Genomic DNA, 22,330 nt, shown 5'->3' with positions numbered 1-22,330 from the left:
GGCGATGCGGCGTCGTAGTGTTTTATGCGCGAGACGCGTTTTCCTCGATCGCGGTCCTCAGGATCGGGGCGAGTCGACGGATGCCCTCTTCGATGTCCTCGGGTGAGACGGCGCTGAAGGCGAGGCGCAGCTTGTTCGACGGCTCATCGGACGGAGTGAAGGCGGCACCGGGAATGAAGACCACTCCCGCGTCGATGGCCTGGTAGAGCAGCGGATAGGTGTCCACGCCCTCCGGCAGCGTGACCCACACGAAGAAACCGCCGTCCGGCGTTGTCCAGCTGACGCCCTCGGGGAGGTGCGCGGCAAGCCCCTTCAACATGGTGGAACACCGCTCGCTGTACAGCGACCGGGTGTTGGCGAGGTGGCCCTGCCAGTCGTAGTCGCTCAGATACGCCGACACCAGCATCTGGGTCAATGGCGATGGACACAGCACTACTGCCTCGCACGCAAGGTAGAACCGGCGGTGCAGATGCCGGGGCACAAGCGCCCAGCCCAGACGGACTCCGGGGGCGAAAATCTTCGAGAATGATCCAAGGTAGATGACGTCATCAGGGTTTTCCGCCCGCATCGGCGGCAGCGGGTGACCGTCGAAGCGAAGCAGACCGTAGGGGTTGTCTTCAAGAATCAGGATGTTGTGCGCACGGCAGATGTCGACAATCCGTTGGCGACGGTCAGCCGCCAGGGTGATGCCGCTGGGGTTGTTGAAACTGGGAATCGTGTAAAGCAGCTTGATGCGGCGGCCCTCGGCGAGCAAGTCCGCGATCCGCTGTTCAAGACGCTCCGGAACCAGTCCTTGCTCGTCCATCTCAATGGCTTGAACGTCCACCTGGTACGCCTCGAAGGTGTTAAGTGCACCGACATAGGTTGGGTCTTCGCACAGGATCACATCACCCGGGTCACAAAACACCTTGGCTGCCACATCCTGAGCTGACTGCGAGCCTGTGGTCACGACGATGTCCGCGGGATCCGCATCAGTGATGCCTTCGGCGGCCATTACGTCGCAGATCTGCCGGCGCAGCTGTTCCATGCCCTGACCGCCGCCGTACTGCAGGGCCTCCAGCCCGTGTTCGGCGATGATCCGCTCGGCGGTCTTGCCGAGGTCCTGCATGGGGAGGGATTTCAGATAGGGGCTGCCGCCGGCCAGCGAGACGAGCCCTGGCCGGATGGAGATGTCGAAGACATCGCGAACGGCTGACTGCTTGATGTTTGCGGCTCGCTCGGAGAACAGATTCTCGTGCCGGTGAGCTGAATCCACGGCCCGTTCGAGGGCCACTTCAGTTTCGGCGGGCAGCAGCGTTGAGTTCAGTTCATCCTGGGAGGTCACGCGATGAGTCTAGAGGACGCGTTCACTCATAGGCAACGGAAGTTTTCTAGATCCACCCAGCCTGGTGTGCCTTGATGCCTGCCTGGAACCGGCTGTCAGCGTGGAGAGTCTCGAGCATCCACGCAATGTGGCGGCGGCAAGTCCTGACGTTGATGCCCAGGCGCCGGGCGATGACCTCATCGGAATAGCCCGCTGCGAGACCTTTGAGGATAGCCTGCTGCGTGCTGTTGAGAGGGGAGACGGTCGGCTCGTCGATCAGGAAGGGCTCGCTGAGTTCCCAGGCGAACTCGAACAGCTGGGTAAAAATGTGGATTAAATGCGGGTCTCGAACCACTAGTGCGGCCTTGTCGTCATGTCCCAGCTGACGGGCTACGAGGGCGAGTTTCCGGTCGAAGATCAGCATCCGTAGCGGGACTCGCGGCAGGGCACCGAAACGCCCGCCTCCGGCGGTGATGGCAGCAACTGCCTTGCGCGTCGGAACGTGGTCACGGGTGCTGACGTCATACAACGTTTTGCGCTCCACCCCCAGTCTCAGCAGTTCCAGGTCCTTACGAACGTTTTCTTCCTGCACATCGGCCGTGGATCCCTGTCCGGGCTGGGCAATCAGCACCTTTTCCGTGACATCCCTGCCATAGTCGATCAGGACGCGATGGATCAGATGAGGATCTTCCAGCGTCTCCACCGAGGAGCTGGTGATAACACTCTTGCGGGCCTCAAGATAGGTGGGCACGAGGGTGGAGAGTTCCCGCCGGCGGGCAGCTATCCTCGCCCGCAGATCCTGCACAGCGCGCTCATCGGCGTCAACAAGATCAGCCAGAGCAACGTCCGGAGAAACGGCGATGTACGCGTGTGCGGAGGCGCCCTGCTCGCTGAGCAGCCGGCGCTCCACGAGCACTTCCATCGCCGAGTCAATCTCCCGTAGGGTGTACCCAAGCGCCTCGGAGGCCTCGGATTTCATCCATCCCGGGTGGCCAACGGCATACCGGTAGAGCTCAATGGATATGCCGTCGAGCATCCCGGTTTCCCTTTCCGACTGTCGCGTTTCTCTAGGGGTAGCCTACAGACCTCGGGGCTGGGCTCGCCGTGCCCGTCCCGAAGTTGGCCGCTGAACGCCAAAATCGGTGCTGTAAAAACATGACATGTCAGGTTAATGACATCGTCCTGTCTGCGCGCCGGTGCAGGAATGAAATGGAACGCAAACCGCGGTATTGCCGGGCGGATGGGCTCGCCTTGGACAGTCCGCCGGGAACGTCTGAGGCGGCATTTGTCCTCATCAGGCCATGTCCTGAATAGGGCGCCTTCTCAGCTGGACAAGCCGCAACCGCCACGCACATGCTGGTTTTACCGGCTCGACGGCGAGCCGGATCGCGTCACATGCAACCTGACGAAAGGGAACGTCCAGTGAAGAAGATTATCGGCGCAGCCGCAGGGATCCTTGTCGCAGCAGCGGTTCTTGCACCGGCAACCCCGGCAGTTGGAGCAGCTAGCTGGGACTGGCCAAAGACGGTAACCGCAAGTTGGGATTGGCCGAAATAAGACCAACCACACAGCGATTCAGGTCTTCGTCGCGAAGCTGAAACGCCCCAAAGACTCGCCCCAGCGGGGGTAACCATTAGCCCGAAGGAGGATGCCATGAGTCAGCTGACCGCAGTTCGAACCGCCTCACGAACCGCACTCAGCACTCAATGGTGGCATCTTTCCACTCATGCAGGCGGCTTCGATGTAGCGGACGGCATCATTGGAGACCTGGTTACCCCGCTGGCGGCGCAGGCCCACGTACTGCGGGCCGAAAGATGGTTCTATACGCGGAGTGTAGAACCATCGTCATCTGTTCAGGTACGGCTGCACATTCTGGCGCAGCCCGCCACCATCGAACGGTTGCAAACAGTCCATCAAGTACTTCTGAAGCGCAATGGCGGCGCTCTGGCCGCGGCGCCCTCCCGGCAATCTATCTCAACTCCCGCTACGCATGGTTACTATCTGCGCGGGGCGGAAGATGCGGATCCCCAGCTTGAGTCTGAGCTCTTCAAGTATGGCGGCGTTGAAGGCCTGCAGCTGGCAGAGGAAGTTTTCGAACTCTCCTCCGAGCTCGCTGCCTGGGGCACTCAGCGCTTCACCAAGATGCACAGTCGGTCCGCTTTCGCCGCGCTGGTTCTCTTCGACTCTGCACGCAGCATGATGAAGGGCTCGCGATCAGCCAGTTGGGCTGATCGGCGCCGTATTTCGTGGGATTACTACTGGGACAGCCATCTCAGGACCTGCACGCCGGATCTCGGTGCCCGCGGCCCGGCCGTCCGGGAGGCTATGGCCAACCAGGTGAGCGCCAAGACGCCCGCGTTCCAAAGTCTGATGGCCGCTACCGCCGCCGAGTCAGCGGTTCACAATTGGAGACGCCGGTGGTTCCGCACACTGGACGCCTATCTGTACCGCGCGGACAGGGCCCGAGTCAGCCGCAGCGCCCAGCACCTGACAGTCCACCACGCGCATATGACACTGAACCGCCTGGGTTTCAGCCCCCGTGAGGAAGCAGTACTTGGTTTGTATGCCCGTACCTGGAGCGTTGAACGGGAACGCGCCCTGTTCAGCCGGAACTGACCTTCGTCCTGCTCGATCGTCGCCACCCCAGACGAGAAAGGAAAAGTGCACGCATGGCCTATAACGAAGACGTCATCCTCGCCGCAGACGCACACGACCTGAGCGAGGCCCTGGGGTGTTCCCCCGATACGGTCGAGGACCTTCGGGGCATGGGTGTGATCGCCTCCCAGGGAGAGCTCTGGGACGTGGGAGCGGCCCGCGACTACCTGCGCGATGCTGCGTGGGCAGGCAGTCTCTGGCACTAGCCCAGCAGGGCCCTCTCCGGAAGCACTGACGCTCAAGCTACTTCGGGTCGAGTACTCCGCCGTCGCGAAGACGGCTGATCAATGAGCCGAGTTCCATGCGCAGTGTTGTGCTCTTCTCGGCGAACAGATCATCCTCGAGATCGCGTGCCTCGGTGAGCGCGCGGCGGCCGGCGGCGGTCATCGTATACCTGGCGTTCTCCGCCTTCACGAACTCCAGTTGGCTGAGTTCGGCGAGGGAGCGTGCGGTGATCTCCTGTGACAGGAGGCACTGCGCTGCAACATCGGGGATGGAGGCTGCAGACAACTCCGCCAGACCGCTCAGGACCGACAGGTCAACCGGAGTCAGCCGGAGTTCGGCTAGTTGGGAATGCAGGTGCTCCTGGACGAAATGTGCTGCCGTGGTCAGCATGAGCCGCGTTGAATGCGTGTGCAGCGGCGCGCCGTCGTGCCCGTTGATTTCAGCAGTGCTGAAGGGATCGGGCAGGTCGGTGCCAGGATCAGAAGGTGTGTGAGTGCCGGGGTCCGAAGCGGTGGCCATAGGGTCCCTTAAAGGTGAGAGATGCAATAGCCACTGCTTGACCGATAGATGATCATAGTATGGCTTCACCCGTCCGCAAATTCGGACCGGTGAAACAAATCCTGGTGCTCAAGTCCCACCGTGGCCCTAGGGTTGGGCCATGGAGAAAATCAGGACTGCCCTCATCGGATTCGGCCTTGGTGGGCGGGTATTCCACGCGCCCTTCATCAGCACCAACAGCCGGTATTCACTCGATGTTGTCGTGACATCCAACGAGGACCGTATTGCGCAGGTTGAAGCCCGCTATCCGGACACGCGGACCCTTTCCACCGTCGATGAGCTGTGGCAGCAGCTGGACCTGCTGGATCTCGTTGTCGTGACTACGCCTCCGGCCACGCACGCACAGCTGGCCGAGCGGGCGCTGAGGGGAGGCGCCGCCGTCGTCGTGGATAAGCCCTTTGTCGTTGATTCAGCGGACGGTGAGCGGCTCATCGCGCTGGCACAGGCGGAGGGGCAGTTGCTGACGGTCTTCCAGAACAGGCGCTGGGACGGCGATTTCCTGACCGTGAAAAAGCTGCTCGAGGCGGGCAAGCTGGGCCAGGTGCGGCGGTTCGAATCCCGGATGGAAACCTATAAGCCGCTGGTCACCAAACCCTGGAAAGCAACCAGCGGAGCCGAGGAGGGCGGCGGTATCCTTTATGACCTCGGCCCGCACCTGATCGATCAGGCATTGCAGCTCTTCGGAGACGCTGAGCTCATTCATGCGGAACGTGCGGCCTACCGCGAAGCCGAAGGGCCGGACGATGACGTCTTTGTGGCCCTGAAGCATTCCTCAGGCGTGATCAGTCACCTCTGGATGAACGCACTCGCGCCGCAGGCGGCCCCGCGGTTCCGGGTCACGGGCTCCGGATCCGCGTACACCAAGTGGGGAGTGGACGTTCAGGAAGCAGCCGTTGATGCAGGCATGCTGCCCTCCGATCCCGGCTACGGTGTGGAGGACAAACTCGCCTGGGGCCTGCTCGGATTCGACCACGAGGCAACGCGGCATCCCACGGAGGACGGCAACTATCCCGCGTTCTATGACCTCCTCGCGGCTGCGCTGCAGGACGGCGGGCTCGTCCCGGTTGATCCGGCGGACAGTCTGCGTGCCCACCGGATCATTGAAGCGGCTCACACCGTATAGACGAGCTGGCGCCAGTCCTCGGTGAGTTCGAGGCCGTGTGCCTCGGACACTGAGGAGTGCGCCACCGCACCGCCCGCAACGTTGAGCCCGTATGCCAGGGCAGGAATAGCCTCGAAGGCACCCCGCACTCCGCGATCAGCCAGCGCCACGGCATACCGGAGGGTCACGTTGGTCAGCGCGTAGGTGGACGTGTTGGGCACGGCGCCGGGCATGTTCCCTACGCAGTAGAAGAGCGACTGGTGCACGGTGAACGTGGGTTCCTCATGCGTGGTCACGTGTGAATCCTCGAAGCAGCCGCCCTGATCCACGGCAATATCCACGAGGACGCTGCCCGGTTTCATCCGCGACACCATGTCATTGGTGACGAGCTTCGGCGCCTTGGCGCCCGGGATAAGCACCGAGCCAATCACCAGGTCTGCCTCCAGCACCGCCCGCTCGATCTCGAAGGCGTTGGACGCGATGGTCCGGACGCGGCCCGCATACTGGGCGTCGAGCTCCCGGAGCCGGGCGATATTGATGTCCAGAACGGTGACGTCGGCTCCGGTGCCCACAGCCATGGCGGTGGCGTTGGTTCCGGCAACACCTGCACCCAGCACCACAACCTTTGCCGGCCGCACGCCGGGCACGCCGCCCAGCAGCAGGCCCGGACCACCCGAGGGCGCGGTCATGACCTGCGCTCCAACCTGAACCGACAACCGCCCGGCCACCTCGGACATGGGGGCCAGCAGCGGAAGTGCCCGACCATCCTGGACGGTTTCATAGGCAATTGCCGTGACGCCGGCTTCGATCAGAGCATGGGTCAACTTCGGTTCAGCGGCGAGGTGAAGATAGGTGAAGAGGATGAGGCCCTCCCGGAAGCGGTGGTACTCCTCCGCGATCGGTTCCTTGACCTTCATGACCATGTCAGCCCGCGCCCACACATCATCGGCATCGTCGACGATCTCCGCGCCAGCGGCCACATATTCATCATCGGTGATGTTGGACCCCACACCGGCCGACCGCTCCACCAGGACCGTATGGCCATGGGTGCGGAACTCGTGCACGCCTGAGGCCGTAATGGCTACGCGAAACTCGTTGTTCTTCACTTCTTTGGGGACGCCGATGATCACGGGATTCTCCGTCTGCTCTCGAATTGACTGAAGTTGACCATGGAACCTGATCAGCAGGCTTGTGGCCTGTTTCCTCAAGGATACGAGCGGTTCCCTCCGCCGGACAGGGCGCCCGCCGCCCATCGAAGGAGGGCGAGCACGACGACGCCGGGTGACGCCGTCGTCGTTTGTCTTGCCTTCCGCGCAGGGAAGCGGAAGGCGGAGCGCTGTGACTGGCATCACTAACACGGACCCATCATCCGTTCCAGTCGACAGTTGTCGAGTTGTAGGGCGCCAAGTGTCGCCGTCGCGGTCCTAGGATGAGTCAGTGCAGACAACACAGGTGGAGCTCGAGGTGGAGCGGATTGCCGCACGCCTCGGCCGCGGCCTCTCCCTGGAGGACCTCGACGGCGTCCTCCTCGCCTACAGCAGCCACCAATCCTCCGCAGACCGCGTGCGGGTCAACTTCCTGCTCAGCAAGAAGGTCCCGGCGGACGTGAGCGCCTGGCAGGTGCAGCACGGAATAACGACGGCGGTGCGTCCTGTTGCGGTTCCGGCCAATCCCGGACTCGGGATGCTCGGGCGGGTATGCGTACCGCTGCTGGTGCGCGGCTTCCGCGTCGGCTACCTGTGGGTGCAGCAGGACGCCGGCGAAGACAGTGCCGCTCATATTCTCAAGCAGCTGCCCGGGGTGCGCGAGGACGTCGAGCGGCTTGCGGCCCTGCTGTTGGAGGACAACACGGCCGGTTCCGAGCACCGTACGCGCCGGGAGCGGGTCTTCCTCGCTGCCGCCACGGGTGATGGTCAGGCACTGGAGGAGTGTGCGGGCTGGCCGGAACTTGACGGCACTTCGCCGTGGCACGTCGAGGTGCTGCTCGATCGTTCGACGGCACACCGGGGGGAAGGCACCGATGATGGGACGCTGGCACGGCGTACCGCAGCTTTGCAGGCCACCGTCGGGGCCGACGTCGTTGTCTTCAGTGCCGGTGAGGCCTCCCATTCGGTCCTGCTGGTCCGTCATGATGCGGGCCAGGCGGAGCTGGCCGCGATCCGGCGCCGGTATGGTGAGCGGCTGACCGCTGTCGCGGGTGCAGCAGGCGTTCCGTTGATGAGCGGGGCCAGCGAGCCGTTCACTGCCCCTGATGGCCTGGCGGGTGGATACCAACAGGCGCGATCGGCGGCGCAGGCAGCCGCGGTCGATCCCTTGCTGGGCGATTCCGTGCGCTACCGCTCGATCGGCGTGTACCAGTTTCTGGCGGGCGGCGGGTGGCAGGCTTCCTCGCCGCGGTCGGTCTACTTCGAAGAACTTGAGGATTATGACCGCAACAATGAGCTGCTGCCCGTTCTGGAGCTGTTGTTCGACAAGAACGGTTCGGTGCAGGACGTGGCGGGCCAACTCCACCTGCATCGCAGTAGCGTGTACAACCGGTTGTCCCGCGTCCGTTCCGTGATCGGCGCTGATCCGCTCAGCGGGCCGGTCCGCCTTGAGCTGCACCTTGCGTTGAAGGCGCGGCGCTGGTCACGGCGTCCCCGCATCTGATTTCTTCTGGGCAGCAAGCCAGGCGTCGATGGCGTCCCGCCTGATGCGCCGGTGAGTTCCACGGTATTCCACCGGGATCACGCCGGCGTCGGTCAGGTTCCGCAGATAAGTATGTGAAATTCCGGCCGCTTCCGCGGCCTGCGAGGTGGTCAGCGAGTCAGCGACGGAGGTCACCGTCACGGAGTCGCCCGCCGCCAGTCTCTGCAGAAGATCGACGACGGCGTCCCTCGCTTCACCGGGAAGCTTGACGGCCGTGCCGTCCACGAACACCGTGACATCGTTGCTCTCAGCCAGGGTTCGCGCCAGCGACAGGCGCTGCGTGGTGGGGAGAGCCGGGGCGGTGCGGGAGCGGGATCGGATCATAACGCTATTCTGCCAATCCGGTTGCTTCGAAACACTAAGGACTTCCGTAATTAGCGCACAAACGCTATCGTTATTAAACCTTAACTAAGCGAGCTTAGTTGTTGCTTCTCAGAACGACTGCAGTTGGACGGTGGCAAACAATGACGATTATCAACCCGGACCATCGAAGTACCATGTTGCCCTCAACGGGGCAGCTGGCCGAGCGGGATAGCGCTTTGCCGTGGTGCGGAACCTGTGGAACCGATGAGTTCCTGATCTACGAGGACTTTGTTCCTGCGCGTGTTTCCTCTGGAGGGCGGGATCTGCTTCCTGCCAGTGTCAGTTATTCCTGCTCCGTCTGCGGATCCTTCAATGGACATCAGGTTCCACCCATGTGGAGTCCTCCGCACTGGTTCTGGTACAGCTGAAGACCGTAACTCCGCACCGTTGAAAGCCCTCCGTCTCCTCGGAGGGCTTTCCTTTTATTACCCACACTTTCCCCGCGCATGACCGCCTAGCCGCGGCCGATGAAGGGCATGCCGCTGGCCGTCATGACCACTGTGCCGATGTTGGCTGATGGCGGTAGCTGCGCCATATGCAGCACGGTGCGGGCGGCCTCTTCCACCGGGAACGTGGGTTCCACCCGACGGGAGCCGTCCGCCTGCAGCGCGCCCTCGCCAACGCCGAGGGTGGTCATAAGCCCTGTGGAGGTATTGCCGATGTCGATCTGACCGCACGTAATGCCGTAGGCGCGTCCGTCCAGTTCGATCGACTTGGTCAGCCCTGTCACTGCATGTTTTGTTGCGGTGTACGCCGCCGACCGCGGCCGTGGAGAGTGGGCAGCAATGGACCCGTTGTTGATGATGCGCCCGCCCTGCGGGTCCTGCTGCTTCATGATGCGGAACGCTGCCGCCGCGCACAGGAACGAACCCGTCAGGTTGATCGCCACCGTTGACGTCCATTCCTCCGGGCTGATCTCGTCAACTGCGCCCGCGGGACCAATGGTTCCCGCGTTGTTGAACAGGAAATCGAGCCTGCCCCAGCGTTGATGTACGTGCGCGAAGAGGTGGGCGACGTCGTCGGGCCGGCTGATATCGGTTGGAAGTACGTCAGCCAATTCCCGGCCCTGTGCGGTCGCCTCGAGCGGTTCACGACGGCGGCCCGCCAGGGTCACTGCCCAGCCGGCGTCCAGGAATGCGTGCGCCACCGCCTTGCCGATGCCGGAGCCTGCACCGGTGATGACGGCAATGCGTGGAGACTCAATCGGCAGTTCATTCATGACGTTCCGGTGCCCTTTCTGGTTGGCATTCCCATCTTGGCAGGCATTCACCCTATAGTAATGGAATAATAGTTCCATATTGCGAAAGCGCGGGTTGGAATGGACCCGGAGGGACAAAGGCCATCTGCCGCATTGCAAGGGTGCGATGCCGGTCAGGCAGTGAATCGAGCGGGCAGGTTCCGCGCAGCGAAAGAGGGTTTGGCATGGTTGCTGATCAGGGGATTGTGGGTTCGGGTGTTGGTGGGGATTCGGATCCTGAGGAGACGGCTGAGTGGATTGAGTCCTTTGATCAGTTGATTGATCAGCGTGGTTCTGATCGTGCCCGTGATGTTTTGGGGCGTTTGCTGGCGCGTGCTGGTGGCCGGTCGGTGGGTCTTCCCAGTGTTGTGACTACTGATTATGTGAACTCGATTCCGGTCGATGAGGAGCCTGAGTTCCCCGGGGATGAGGAGATCGAGCGGAAGTACCGGGCGTGGATGCGGTGGAATGCTGCGGTGATGGTGCATCGGGCGCAGCGTCCGGAGATCGGTGTGGGCGGCCATATTTCCACGTATGCGGGTGCGGCGACCCTGTATGAGGTGGGGTTCAATCATTTCTTCAAGGGTAAGGACCACCCCTCGGGTGGGGATCAGGTGTTCTTCCAGGGCCACGCGTCGCCGGGGATGTATGCGCGCGCGTTCCTGGAGGGCCGGCTGACCGAGGAGGATCTGGACGGGTTCCGGCAGGAGAAGTCCAAGGCCGGTCATGCGTTGTCCTCGTATCCGCACCCCAGGTTGATGCCGGAGTTCTGGGAGTTCCCGACGGTGTCGATGGGGATCGGGCCGATGAACGCGATCTATCAGGCGCAGTCCAACCGGTATCTGCAGAACCGCGGGTTGAAAGACACCAGTGATCAGCAGGTGTGGGCGTTCCTGGGGGACGGGGAGATGGATGAGCCCGAATCGCGTGGGTTGTTGCAGTTGGCGGCCAATGAGAATCTGGACAACCTGAACTTCGTGATCAACTGCAACCTGCAGCGCCTGGACGGGCCGGTGCGTGGTAACGGGAAGATCATGCAGGAACTCGAGGCGTTCTTCCGCGGTGCGGGGTGGAACGTGATCAAGGTGGTGTGGGGCCGGGAGTGGGATGACCTGCTTGCCAGGGACACCACCGGGGATCTGGTGAAGATCATGAATGAGACCGCTGACGGGGATTACCAGACCTACAAGGCAGAATCCGGTGGGTTTGTGCGCGATCACTTCTTCGGGAAGACCCCGGCCACGAAGGATCTCGTGGCGGATATGGATGATGCGCAGGTGTGGGGACTCAAGCGCGGCGGGCATGATTACCGGAAGGTGTACGCGGCGTACAAGGCCGCCACCGAGTTCAAGGGCAAACCGACCGTGATTCTGGCCAAAACGGTCAAGGGATACGGGTTGGGTTCACACTTCGAGGGCCGTAACGCGACCCACCAGATGAAGAAACTCACCCTTCAGGACCTCAAGGACTTCCGCGACCACCTGCGCATCCCTATCCCCGACGAAGCACTCGAAGCCGACCTCTACAACGCGCCCTACTACCACCCCGGACCCGACTCCCCCGAAATCAAATACCTCCTGGACCGGCGCCGTGCCCTGGGCGGATTTGTTCCTGAACGCCGTACCGAGGCGGCGGCACTGGAGCTGCCGGGGGATAAGGCGTACGAGGTTGCGAACCGTGGCTCGGGGAAGCAGCAGGCCGCCACAACGATGGCTTTCGTCCGCCTCCTGAAAGATCTCATGCGGGAGAAAGGGCTGGGGTCCCGGATTGTCCCCATTGTTCCGGATGAGTCCAGAACCTTCGGCATGGACGCCTTTTTCCCGACAGCGAAGATCTACAACCCGGACGGCCAGAACTACCTCTCCGTTGACCGGGAGTTGGTTCTCGCGTACAAGGAATCGATTCAAGGCCAGATCCTGCATCCGGGGATCAATGAGGCCGGTGCGGTGGCTGCCTTCACGGCTGCGGGTACCGCCTATGCAACCCACGGTGAGCCGCTGATTCCGATCTACGTGTTCTACTCGATGTTCGGATTCCAGCGCACGGGAGATTCCTTCTGGGCAGCCGGTGACCAGATGACCCGCGGGTTCATCATCGGCGCCACCGCAGGCCGCACCACCCTCACCGGCGAAGGCCTCCAACACGCCGACGGACACTCACCCATCCTTGCCTCCACCAACCCCGCCGTCATCACCTACGACCCGGCCTACGGATACGAGATCGGCATCATCATGCGTGCAGGACTGGAGCGCATGTACGGCGCGAATTCCGACGATCGAAACGTCATGTACTACCTGACCGTCTACAACGAGCCGATCATCCAGCCGCCGCTTCCCGCCGGGTTGGATGCCGACGCCGTGGTGCGCGGCGTGTACAGGCTGAAGCCCGGCAACGACGACGGCGGCCGGCCGAAGGCGCAGATCCTCGCCTCCGGCGTGGCCGTCCCGTGGGCGCTCGAGGCGCAGGAACTCCTGGCAGATCACTGGGGTGTTTCGGCCGATGTGTGGTCGGTGACTTCGTGGACGGAGCTGCGGCGTGACGCACTCGCCGCCGAGGAGGAGGCCTTCCTCAACCCCGATGCAGAGGCCCGCGTTCCCTTCGTCACCCAGCAGCTTGGGGACGCACCCGGACCGATCGTGGCCGTCACCGACTACATGAAGGCTGTTCCGGATCAAATCCGCCAGTTCCTGCCGCAGGACTTCGCCACACTCGGAGCGGACGGGTTCGGCTTTTCCGACACACGCGCCGCAGCCAGGCGGTACTTCAAGATCGACCCAGCCTCCGTCGTCGTACGCATTCTTCAGCTCCTCGCGAAGCGGGGAGAAATTGACGCGGACGCACCACGCCAAGCGATGGAGAAGTACGCACTCCTCACCCTCCCCTGACGTTTTTGTCGCCTAGTTGCGGCCTGGAAACACTTTTACCTGCAACTAGGCGACAAAAACTTCTGCAACTCAACGGGTGGTTTACATGGAACGTCATCTTCGTGCGGCGTGATACTCCTGTGCCTACACTGGCCGTGGTCATGAGTGCCAGCACCAAGCCCCGGCTTGCTGGCCAGCAACCCTCCAGCTGCGGTGGGGTGCTCCGGGTGAAGACCTGGCCGCCCGGCACCAGCCGGACGGCAAGCGCGGCCCGCGGTGCTCCCACCATGCCGGGCCCATGCCAAAGGAGCCTTGAATGTCCAACCAATGGTCTTTCGAAACCCGCCAGATCCACGCCGGCCAGGAACCCGACAGCGCCACGGGAGCCCGCGCCCTGCCGATCTACCAGACCACGTCGTTCGTCTTTCCCAGTGCCGAAAGCGCCGCCAACCGGTTTGCCCTTGCCGAACTGGCTCCCATCTACACGCGGATCGGCAACCCCACGCAGGATGCTGTTGAGCAGCGGATCGCCAGCCTTGAAGGCGGGCTGGGCGCGCTGCTGCTCAGCTCAGGTCAGGCGGCGGAGACCTTCGCGATCCTGAATGTCGCGGAGGCCGGCGATCACGTCGTCGCCAGTCCGAGCCTGTACGGCGGAACCTACAACCTGCTGGCCCATACGCTGAAGAAGTTCGGCATTTCGGTCACCTTCGTGGCGGATCCGGACAATCTGGACCAGTGGCGGGACGCTGTGCAGCCCAACACCAAGCTGTTCTTCGCGGAGGTCGTCTCCAACCCGCGGCAGGACGTACTCGACATTGAGGGCGTGTCCCGGACCGCTCACGACGCCGGTGTGCCGCTGATCGTGGACAACACCCTTGCCACCCCTTACCTCATCCGGCCCCTGGAGTGGGGCGCGGACATCGTTGTCCACTCGGCCACCAAATACCTGGGCGGCCACGGTACGGCGATCGCCGGCGTGATCGTTGACTCGGGAAAGTTTGATTTCGGCAAGGATCCCAACCGTTTCCCGGGCTTCAATACGCCGGACCCGACATACAACGGTCTGGTGTACGCACGGGATCTGGGTGCGGATGGTGCCCTCGGGGCCAACCTGTCCTACATCCTCAAGGCCCGGGTCCAGTTGCTGCGGGACCTCGGCTCGGCGGTATCCCCGTTCAACGCGTTCCTGATCGCCCAGGGCCTGGAAACCCTGAGCCTGCGGATGGAGCGGCACGTCTCCAACGCTGTCGAAGTGGCTCAGTGGCTGGAAGCGCGTGAGGATGTCGAGTCGGTTGCCTATGCCGGGCTGCCCTCAAGCCCCTGGTATGAGCGCGGACGCACGTACGGTCCGAAGGGAATCGGCGCCATCGTTTCCTTCAACCTGGCCGGCGGTGCGGAGGCCGGGAAGCGCTTCGTCGATGCCCTTGACCTGCACTCGCATGTGGCGAACCTCGGCGACGTGCGCTCGCTGGTGATCCACCCGGCGTCGACCACCCATAGCCAGCTATCGCCGGAGCAGCAGGTCATTGCCGGCGTTAACCCCGGGCTGGTGCGGCTCTCAGTGGGTATTGAACACATTGATGACATTCTGGCGGACCTTGAAGCCGGTTTCAGGGCAGCCAAGGAATTCCTGGACGCCTAAGGAGCTTGGGAAGCTCTCAGGAGCGCGCCCAGGCGAGCAGCTTGTCCAACGGCCACGTCGTAATGATGCGGTCCGCCGGCACGCCGTTTGTTTCGGCGCGCTCCGCCCCGTACTGGAGGAAATCCAGCTGACCGGGGGCGTGCGCGTCGCTGTCGATGCTGAAGAGACACCCGGCTTCGAGTGCCAGCTGGATCAGGTCATCCGGCGGATCCTGCCGCTCGGGACGTGAATTGATTTCCACCGCTACGTTGTTCTCGGCACAGGCGGTGAACACCTTCCGGGCGTCGAACTCGGACTGTGGACGCTGGCCGCGGGAACCCTGGACAAGACGGCCCGTGCAGTGGCCAAGGACGTTGGTATGGGGATCGCGAATGCCGCCCAGCATGCGTGCGGTCATGGTGCGGCGGTCGGAGCGCAGCTTGGAGTGGACACTGGCGACAACGATGTCCAGCTCATCGAGCATCTCCGGCGACTGATCCAGTGTTCCGTCTTCAAGGATGTCCACCTCGATGCCCTTCAAAAGGCGGAAGCCGTTGCCGCCGTCGTCGTTGTTGATCTGGTCCACGGTCTGGAGTTGCTCCGTGAGGCGCTCCGCGCTCAGGCCGTTCGCGATCTTCAGGGTGGGGGAGTGGTCCGTGAGCGCCAGGTATTCATGATTGAGCGCACGCGCGGCGTCGACCATGAGCGGGATGGGACTCCCGCCGTCGGACCAGTTGCTGTGACTGTGCAGGTCACCGCGGAGGAGGGCCCTCAGCTCCGAGCCGCCGCTGGCCAGGGCTTCTTTCGAGCGCTCGCGGAGGTCGGCGAGATAGGCCGGCACTTCACCGTTGAGCGCTTGGGTGATGACCTCATGGGAGCGCGCTCCGATGCCCTTCATCCGCTTGAGCCGGCCGTCGCGGGCGCGTTGTGCGAGTTCGTCGGGCTCCAGCTCGGCAATGGCCGCTGCGGCCTTGCGGAACGCCTGAACCTTGAAACTCGGAGCCAGTTCCCGTTCCAGCCAGAAGGCGATCTCATTCAATGCGGCGGTGGCATCCATAGGCCCATCTTCCACCATTTACGCGGTGGTGGCCTGGTGTAGAGAAGCAGCCCTATCATGTGATCCAGGTAACGCTTGACAGCTGCCATGTGATCAGGGCTACAATGAAATCGGAATAAAAATTCCACGATATAGAAACTGAACCAGAGCCACACGGTTCCTGGACTGTCGCCGGAAACATCGAGTCAAATCGAATTCGTTCGAGGGTAAGGGTGTTCAGCGCTGGCGATAGCGCTTCATAGAAAGCTGACACCCATGCCTCTTGCAACCCTCAATACCTGTACCCCCGAAGTGGCCGCTGCCCAACTCACGCCATGCGTTGACATCCCGCGCTGGGTTGAGGCCATCGTGGACGCGCGGCCCTTCTCCTCGGAAGCCGACCTGATTGCGTTCGCCGAAAAGGCAGCCTATCCCTGGACGGAAGCCGAGATCGACGGCGCCCTGGCGCATCACCCGCGCATCGGTGACCGGGCGCAGGGGAATACCACTGAAGCCACCATGTCGCGTGGTGAGCAGGCCGGCGTCAGCACCGCCGTCGAAACCCAGACCGCGCTCCAGGCAGGCAACCGTGCCTACGAGGAGAAGTTCGGGAGGGTTTTCCTCATCCGGGCCGCCGGTCGAAGCGCCGAGGACATCCTCGCCGCTCTCGATGAGCGGCTGCAGAATACGCCCGCGCAGGAGCTGGAAATCATCGCCCAGCAACTGCGTGAAATCGCCATCCTTCGACTCAAGGGGGTCCTCGCAGCATGAGCCGCAGCCACATAACCACCCACGTGCTCGACACCGGTACGGGACGTCCCGCCGCCGGCGTCGCTGCCGCACTGCACCGGCTGGGTGCGGATGGTTGGGAGGACATCGGGGAGGGAAACACCGACGACGACGGCCGCATCACCTCCCTGGGCCCTGAAGCGCTGGAGGCGGGCACTTACCGGATTGACTTCCAGACCGGCACCTACTTCGCGGCGACCGGCACGGAAACATTCTTCCCCTCCGTCTCACTGATCTTTGAACTTACCGACCCAGCGCAGCACTATCACGTGCCGCTCCTGATTAGTCCCTTCGCCTATTCCACCTACCGAGGAAGCTGACAATGACGACACCGACCATCGAAACAAATGCCAACACCAACGAGAACACCGCAGGTAACAGCGGCCGCATCGTCCTGGGCCGGAACCAGTACGGCAAGGCCGAATGCAGGCTCGTGAAGATCACCCGCGACACTGCGCGGCACCAGATCGAGGACCTGAACGTCACCTCGCAGCTGCACGGCGACTTCGAGAGCGCCCACACCGAGGGAGACAACTCACACGTTGTTGCCACTGACACGCAGAAGAACACGGTGTACGCGTTCTCCCGCGAAGGTATCGGCTCTCCTGAGCAGTTCCTCCTGCGCCTCGGCAAGCACTTCACCGAAAGCTTCGACTGGGTTTCCGGCGGACGCTGGGAGGCGGAGCAGTACTTCTGGGACCGCATCAGCGACCACGATCACGCGTTCTCGCGCAACAAGTCGGAGACCCGCACGGCTGTGCTGCTCATTGAGAACGGCACGCGCCACATCGTCGCCGGAATCGAGGATCTGACCGTATTGAAGTCGACCGGCTCTGAGTTCCACGGGTTCCCGCGGGATCAGTACACCACCCTCCAGGAAACCACCGACCGCATCCTTGCGACCGATGTGACCGCCCGTTGGCGCTACGCAGCGGACACCACGGACATCGACTTCAACGCGGTGTACGCCAGCGTTCGCAAGATCTTCCTCGATGCTTTCGCCCAGACCCACTCGCTCGCTCTGCAGCAGACCATGTTCCAGATGGGCAAGCAGGCGCTGGAGGCGCATCCGGAAATCGAGGAGATCAAGCTCTCCCTGCCGAACAAGCACCACTTCCTCGTGGATCTCGAGCCGTTCGGCGTCGACAACCCGGGCGAGGTCTTCTTCGCGGCCGACCGGCCGTACGGACTGATCGAGGCGACCGTAGAACGCGAGCGCGCCGACGGATCAACCAACGAAGCAGCAATCTGGGCAAACATCCCCGGCTTCTGCTGAGAAAACGGTTGGGAACGGGCGCCTGCGCGGCAGGAACGCCGCCCCAACCGTGAACGGCCGGGCACAAGCCCGTGCCCGGCCGTTCACCCCACTACTCATGTGAGACAAGGAAGTCATACTCATGAAAGCAGTCAGCTCTATGAAACATCAGGCCAAACCCCAGCGCCCCGAGGATGAACGGCTGCCCCTCGGACGATCGTTCGCCTACGGGTTCCAGCACGTCCTCACCATGTACGGCGGAATCATCGCCGTTCCGCTCATCGTCGGAACTGCCGCCGGCGTATCCCAGGACGACATCGCCGTCCTGATTGCCTCCTGCCTCTTCGTAGGCGGTGCCGCAACCATCCTGCAGAGCTACGGTGTGAAGTTCTTCGGCTCCCAGCTCCCGTTGGTGCAGGGCGTCTCCTTTGCCGGCGTTGCCACCATGACTGCGATCATCAGCGGCGGTGGAGGACTACAGACCATTTTCGGCGCAGTCCTCGTGGCCTCCGTGATCGGTCTGGTCCTTGCGCCGTTCTTCGCGAAGATCATCCGGTTCTTCCCGCCGGTAGTGACTGGCGTCATCATCACCACCATCGGCCTGACCCTCATGCCTGTCGCTGCCAACTGGGCAATGGGCGGAAACCGGACCGCTGACAACTACGGCAGCCTCACGAACATCGGGCTGGCCGCCGGAACGCTGGCTCTGGTTCTCCTCATGAGCAAGCTGGGCAGCGCGGCAATCTCCCGCCTGTCGATCCTGCTCGCCATTGTGGCAGGAACCATTATCGCGGCGCTCCTGGGTCTCGCTGACTTCTCCAACGTCGCTGAGGGCGCCATCTTCGCCTTCCCACAGCCGTTCGCCTTCGGCTGGCCTGTCTTTGATATCGCTGCGATCATTTCGATGACCATTGTGATCCTTGTCTGCATGACCGAAACCACGGCAGACATCCTCGCCGTCGGTGAAATCGCCCGTACAAAGGTCGATTCACGCCGTATCGCCGACGGCCTCCGCGCCGACATGCTCTCCAGCGCCGTCGCCCCGATCTTCAACTCCTTCCCGCAGACTGCCTTCGCACAGAACGTGGGCCTGGTGGCAATCACTGGCATCCGCAGCCGCTACGTAGTGGCCGCAGGCGGTCTCATCATGGTTATCCTTGGGCTCCTGCCCATCCTGGGACGCCTGGTTGCCGCAGTTCCGACGCCGGTACTCGGCGGAGCTGGAATCGTTCTCTTCGGCACCGTGGCAGCGAGCGGCATCCGCACGCTGGCAAAGGTCGACTATGAGGGCAACATGAACCTCGTGATCGTTGCAGTGGCGCTCGCCTTCGGCACGATTCCCGTCGTTTCGCCCACCTTCTACGATGCCTTCCCCACCTGGTTCGGTATCATCTTCCACTCGGGAATCAGCTCGGCGGCCATCATGGCGGTGCTGATGAACCTGCTCTTCAACCACCTCAAGACCGGAAACAGCAAGAATTCCTCCGTCTTTGTTGCCAGCCCACCGCGCATGGTGCGGGCAGACGAGCTCACCGCCCTCCAGGACGGCGACAGCTTCCAGGGCGGAAAGCTCGTGGCAGCAGACGGTACCGAGATCCCCGTGGTGACCGCGGCGCAGTACACCGTAGTCAAGGAGAAACTCGAGAACGGCGAGATCAGCTGCGTCGAGGACATTCGCAAAATCTGCGACGAGACTCCCGGCCACCAGCACTGACTTCGGTCCCTGCCTGCCTTCGCGAGAGTGAGGGCAGGCAGGGAACCGCACCCTGGATCAGCAGACAGGACCACTGAGCTGACGGCACACTCCGCCGTCACGCCGGTGGTCCTGTGCCGTTTCGTCCCCCTCAAGCGTCATCCCCTGACAATCACGGAACGGAAATCCAATCATGCAACGCATCTGGGTACGAGACCCGCTCGCCATCTTCACCGCGAATGAATCCGACGCCGGCGCCGGGCTCGTGATCGAAGGCGCCACCATTATGGAACTGGTCCCGACGGGAGCAATGCCGGCCGAACGGTACGACTCCGTCTTCGACGCCCGGGGCCACGTGGTGCTGCCCGGACTGATCAATACGCACCATCACTTTTACCAGACGCTCACCCGCGCGTGGGCGCCAGTGGTCAACGTGCCGCTTTTCCCCTGGCTGGTGAACCTGTACCCGGTATGGGCGCGGCTCACGCCTCGCGATCTCGAACTGGCGACGACGGCCGCGCTCGCTGAGCTCCTCCTCTCAGGCTGCACCACGGCGGCCGACCACCACTACCTGTTCCCGGGCGGTATGGAGGAATCCATCGACGTGCAGGTGTCCGTGGTGCGCAGACTCGGCATGCGCGCCACCCTGACGCGCGGTTCCATGACACTGGGGGAGGACGACGGCGGCCTGCCGCCCCAGCAGACGGTGCAGGACCCCGAAGTGATCCTCGCTGACAGTGAGAGGCTGATCCGGCAGTACCACGAACGCGCTGCAGGTGCGCAGGTTCAGATTGCGCTGGCGCCGTGCTCACCGTTTTCGGTCACTACGGAGATCATGAAGGCCAGCGCTGCACTTGCCGACCTCCATGACGTCCGGCTGCATACCCATCTCGCTGAGACGCTTGACGAAGAAGACTTCTGCCGGGAGCGGTTCGGCATGAGGACGGTCGAGTACCTCGACAGCGTCGGCTGGTTGGGGCCGAGAACCTGGTTGGCCCACGGCATCCACTTCGACGACAGCGAGATTGCCCAGCTCGGAGCCGCGGGGGTCGGCGTGGCGCATTGCCCCACATCGAATATGCGCCTGGCCTCAGGGATCTGCCGGGCCATCGAACTCGAGGAGGCCGGCGTAGCGGTGGGCCTTGGTGTGGATGGGTCCGCCTCCAACGATGCATCCAATCTGATCCTCGAAGCGCGCCAGGCTCTCTATATCCAACGGCTGCGGTACGGCGCCGAGCGCGCCACCCCTTCCCGTGCTCTGGGGTGGGCAACGCGCGGATCGGCCGCCGCGTTGGGCCGGAGCGACATCGGGGAACTGGCTGTGGGCAAACAGGCTGACCTTGCGATGTTCCGGCTGGATGACCTTCGATTCTCGGGCAGCCACGACCCTCTGTCGGCGCTGCTGCTCTGCGGTGCTGACCGCGCCGACCGGGTGATGATCGGTGGCCAATGGCGGGTGGAGGACGGCGTCGTTGTCGGGCTGGATCTCGAATCGCTGATCGCTGAGCACACGGCAGCAGCACGGCGGCTGGTTGGCTGAAAGCTGCAGCACCCCTGATCCTGGCAGGCGCATGCAGTGCATGCAGAGGATGCACTTTTCCGGAAGACCTTCCGCCTGCCAGGGCGGTTCCGGTGCTTGCGACTCGCCGTTCAATCGCTCTATCATCTGTTTCTCATCTGCGCTTCCTAGGCTGGGACAAGACGTTTCCCGCCTATCGGAAGGCCGTGTGGACACGCAGCCCAGAATTGATGACGCTTCACACGCGCACCGCCGTGCACTGATCGTCAGCACATCCCGTGACCGCGGTGCGCTCGCGGCCGCTCGTTCGCTGCGCGCAGCCGGTTGGACCGTGGGGGTGGGCACGCCTGAGGGAAGGGGGATGCTCTGCTCCTCACGCGCCGTCGCCGTCTGTCACACAGTTCCTCGTCCCCGAGGCGACGGTAAGGCCTTCATCAACGGAGTAGCGGCCGCGGTGAAGGCCGGCGGGTATGACGTGGTTTTCGGCGGCGGCGACGACTGGATGGCTGCGCTCGCAACCTACCGGCACCAAATCCCGACGACGGTGGCACACCCTTCCCCGGACGCGGTCGAGCGGGCGCTGGACAAGGTCCTGCTCGCGGAGAGCGCCGGCCGGGTGGGACTGGCGGCGCCCCGCACAGTGCCTGCCACGCCGGAGGCGATCGCTGACTGGGAGGGTCCCGTTGTGGTGAAGTCGCGTGCGCACTGGTCTCCGGGGCAGACGAGGCCGCACCGCATCGAGGCCCGGCTGTTCGACAGCATGAACGCCGCCAAGGAACGCGTCAACCACATGGAGGAACTCGGCGCCGAGCCACTCCTCCAGGAGCCCATACGAGGACAACTCGGCGCGCTCATCGGCTTCTTCCGCGACGGACACCTTGAAGGAAGGGTCCAGCAGGAAACGCCGCGGCTCTGGCCCACACCCAACGGAGCGTCAGCTCGTGCACAGACAGTCGCAGTCGACGCGGTGCTGGCGCAACAGGTTGACGCGCTGCTTACGGAGATCGGCTGGTGGGGACTGGTGGAGCTGCAGTTCTTGACAGACGACGACGGCGTTTCCCACCTGATCGACTTCAACGGCCGGTTCTTCGGGTCCATCGCTCTCACCAATGCAGCCCGCCCCGGCCTGGCCGACGCATGGGGCAGGCTGGCTCTGGGCGAGACGGTGCCGCATCTTGCGGACGCGCCCGCCGGCTTTAGGTACGCGTGGACTGCGGGAGATTTACGCCGCGCGCGCATCGAGCGGCGGGGCGGGCTTGCCGCGGACCTCATCGACACCGTCCGTTGGGCAAGCCGTGCACAGCACAGTGTGTGGGACGTGAAGGATCCGGGCCCCACCCTGAACCTGATTTTTGCGCGGTTCACGCGGGACAAACCGGTGACGCTTCGCCCGTCCGCCGCATAAGCAACAGCGTCGAAGGC

19 protein-coding genes and 1 riboswitch are annotated in these 22,330 nt (G+C 63.2%); of the genes, 12 read left to right on the top strand and 7 right to left on the bottom strand.

What is annotated here, in order from left to right:
- Positions 1–22 precede the first annotated feature (22 nt).
- Together ACZ2GY_RS16810 and ACZ2GY_RS16805 are read right to left on the bottom strand one after the other, a co-directional pair.
- Positions 23–1,324 (bottom strand): aminotransferase-like domain-containing protein, encoded by a 1,302-nt coding sequence (locus ACZ2GY_RS16810; RefSeq protein ID WP_277357586.1) that lies wholly within the window; start codon positions 1,322–1,324, stop codon positions 23–25.
- Between the two features lie 46 nt (positions 1,325–1,370).
- Complete coding sequence (locus tag ACZ2GY_RS16805; RefSeq protein WP_346027739.1) at positions 1,371–2,339, bottom strand: helix-turn-helix transcriptional regulator; 969 nt, start codon at positions 2,337–2,339, stop codon at positions 1,371–1,373.
- A 617-nt stretch (positions 2,340–2,956) separates the two neighbouring features.
- Here ACZ2GY_RS16805 and ACZ2GY_RS16800 point away from each other — a divergent pair.
- Together ACZ2GY_RS16800 and ACZ2GY_RS16795 are read left to right on the top strand one after the other, a co-directional pair.
- Positions 2,957–3,919: a lantibiotic dehydratase C-terminal domain-containing protein gene (locus ACZ2GY_RS16800; protein ID WP_346027738.1), complete on the top strand. Its 963-nt coding sequence runs from the start codon at positions 2,957–2,959 to the stop codon at positions 3,917–3,919.
- A gap of 53 nt (positions 3,920–3,972) precedes the next feature.
- Positions 3,973–4,164, top strand: a complete 192-nt coding sequence (locus ACZ2GY_RS16795) for a hypothetical protein (RefSeq protein WP_056545370.1) — start codon at positions 3,973–3,975, stop codon at positions 4,162–4,164.
- Between the two features lie 37 nt (positions 4,165–4,201).
- Here ACZ2GY_RS16795 and ACZ2GY_RS16790 read toward each other — a convergent pair whose 3' ends face one another.
- Positions 4,202–4,702: a hypothetical protein gene (locus ACZ2GY_RS16790; RefSeq protein WP_346027737.1), complete on the bottom strand. Its 501-nt coding sequence runs from the start codon at positions 4,700–4,702 to the stop codon at positions 4,202–4,204.
- Positions 4,703–4,841: 139 nt separating this feature from the next.
- Between ACZ2GY_RS16790 and ACZ2GY_RS16785 the strand changes: the two genes are divergently transcribed.
- The gene (locus tag ACZ2GY_RS16785; RefSeq protein ID WP_471672580.1) at positions 4,842–5,864 is read left to right on the top strand and encodes a Gfo/Idh/MocA family protein; all 1,023 of its coding nucleotides are present in this window, start codon (positions 4,842–4,844) and stop codon (positions 5,862–5,864) included.
- Here ACZ2GY_RS16785 and ald read toward each other — a convergent pair.
- Entirely contained in the window at positions 5,852–6,973 is a 1,122-nt protein-coding gene (gene ald, locus ACZ2GY_RS16780) for an alanine dehydrogenase (RefSeq protein ID WP_346027735.1), read from the bottom strand. The two genes, ACZ2GY_RS16785 and ald, sit on opposite strands and share 13 nt — an antisense overlap.
- Before the next feature lie 307 nt (positions 6,974–7,280).
- Between ald and ACZ2GY_RS16775 the strand changes: the two genes are divergently transcribed.
- On the top strand, positions 7,281–8,492 hold the full coding sequence (locus ACZ2GY_RS16775) for a PucR family transcriptional regulator (protein WP_471672579.1): 1,212 nt from the start codon (positions 7,281–7,283) through the stop codon (positions 8,490–8,492).
- Here the strand turns inward: ACZ2GY_RS16775 and ACZ2GY_RS16770 are convergent.
- Positions 8,472–8,855 (bottom strand): helix-turn-helix domain-containing protein, encoded by a 384-nt coding sequence (locus tag ACZ2GY_RS16770; RefSeq protein ID WP_471672577.1) that lies wholly within the window; start codon positions 8,853–8,855, stop codon positions 8,472–8,474. The two genes, ACZ2GY_RS16775 and ACZ2GY_RS16770, sit on opposite strands and share 21 nt — an antisense overlap.
- A 493-nt stretch (positions 8,856–9,348) precedes the next feature.
- The gene (locus ACZ2GY_RS16765) at positions 9,349–10,113 is read right to left on the bottom strand and encodes an SDR family oxidoreductase (protein ID WP_471672576.1); all 765 of its coding nucleotides are present in this window, start codon (positions 10,111–10,113) and stop codon (positions 9,349–9,351) included.
- 203 nt (positions 10,114–10,316) lie between these two features.
- Here ACZ2GY_RS16765 and aceE point away from each other — a divergent pair, with 203 nt between their 5' ends.
- Both aceE and ACZ2GY_RS16755 read left to right on the top strand, forming a co-directional pair.
- Positions 10,317–13,016: a pyruvate dehydrogenase (acetyl-transferring), homodimeric type gene (gene aceE, locus ACZ2GY_RS16760; RefSeq protein WP_471672575.1), complete on the top strand. Its 2,700-nt coding sequence runs from the start codon at positions 10,317–10,319 to the stop codon at positions 13,014–13,016.
- A gap of 136 nt (positions 13,017–13,152) precedes the next feature.
- A riboswitch (SAM riboswitch) is annotated at positions 13,153–13,268 on the top strand.
- 43 nt (positions 13,269–13,311) lie between these two features.
- Entirely contained in the window at positions 13,312–14,637 is a 1,326-nt protein-coding gene (locus tag ACZ2GY_RS16755) for a bifunctional o-acetylhomoserine/o-acetylserine sulfhydrylase (RefSeq protein ID WP_277357577.1), read from the top strand.
- 16 nt (positions 14,638–14,653) lie between these two features.
- On the opposite strand, the gene ACZ2GY_RS16750 is transcribed toward ACZ2GY_RS16755, so the two are convergent.
- Positions 14,654–15,673 (bottom strand): PHP domain-containing protein, encoded by a 1,020-nt coding sequence (locus ACZ2GY_RS16750; protein WP_471672574.1) that lies wholly within the window; start codon positions 15,671–15,673, stop codon positions 14,654–14,656.
- A 255-nt stretch (positions 15,674–15,928) separates the two neighbouring features.
- Between ACZ2GY_RS16750 and uraD the strand changes: the two genes are divergently transcribed.
- From uraD to ACZ2GY_RS16720, 6 genes are all read left to right on the top strand, one after another.
- Positions 15,929–16,423 carry a 2-oxo-4-hydroxy-4-carboxy-5-ureidoimidazoline decarboxylase gene (gene uraD, locus ACZ2GY_RS16745; protein ID WP_346027732.1) on the top strand — a complete coding sequence of 165 codons (495 nt, stop codon included), beginning with the start codon at positions 15,929–15,931 and terminating at the stop codon, positions 16,421–16,423.
- A complete protein-coding gene (gene uraH / locus ACZ2GY_RS16740) occupies positions 16,420–16,761 on the top strand; it encodes a hydroxyisourate hydrolase (protein ID WP_277357574.1) in 342 nt (113 codons plus the stop codon). The genes uraD and uraH overlap by 4 nt, the downstream gene beginning before the upstream one ends.
- 2 nt (positions 16,762–16,763) lie before the next feature.
- The gene (gene pucL / locus ACZ2GY_RS16735) at positions 16,764–17,717 is read left to right on the top strand and encodes a factor-independent urate hydroxylase (RefSeq protein WP_471672573.1); all 954 of its coding nucleotides are present in this window, start codon (positions 16,764–16,766) and stop codon (positions 17,715–17,717) included.
- Between the two features lie 139 nt (positions 17,718–17,856).
- The gene (locus tag ACZ2GY_RS16730) at positions 17,857–19,410 is read left to right on the top strand and encodes a nucleobase:cation symporter-2 family protein (protein WP_471672572.1); all 1,554 of its coding nucleotides are present in this window, start codon (positions 17,857–17,859) and stop codon (positions 19,408–19,410) included.
- Positions 19,411–19,582: 172 nt separating this feature from the next.
- Positions 19,583–20,929: an 8-oxoguanine deaminase gene (locus ACZ2GY_RS16725; RefSeq protein ID WP_471672571.1), complete on the top strand. Its 1,347-nt coding sequence runs from the start codon at positions 19,583–19,585 to the stop codon at positions 20,927–20,929.
- A gap of 187 nt (positions 20,930–21,116) precedes the next feature.
- Positions 21,117–22,313: an ATP-grasp domain-containing protein gene (locus tag ACZ2GY_RS16720; RefSeq protein ID WP_471672570.1), complete on the top strand. Its 1,197-nt coding sequence runs from the start codon at positions 21,117–21,119 to the stop codon at positions 22,311–22,313.
- Positions 22,314–22,330 lie beyond the last annotated feature (17 nt).

It is taken from the genome of Arthrobacter sp. KKT183 (assembly GCF_055657625.1).
The sequence above is the reverse complement of the archived record's forward strand: the minus strand, read 5'-3'. Positions and strand labels throughout refer to the sequence as shown.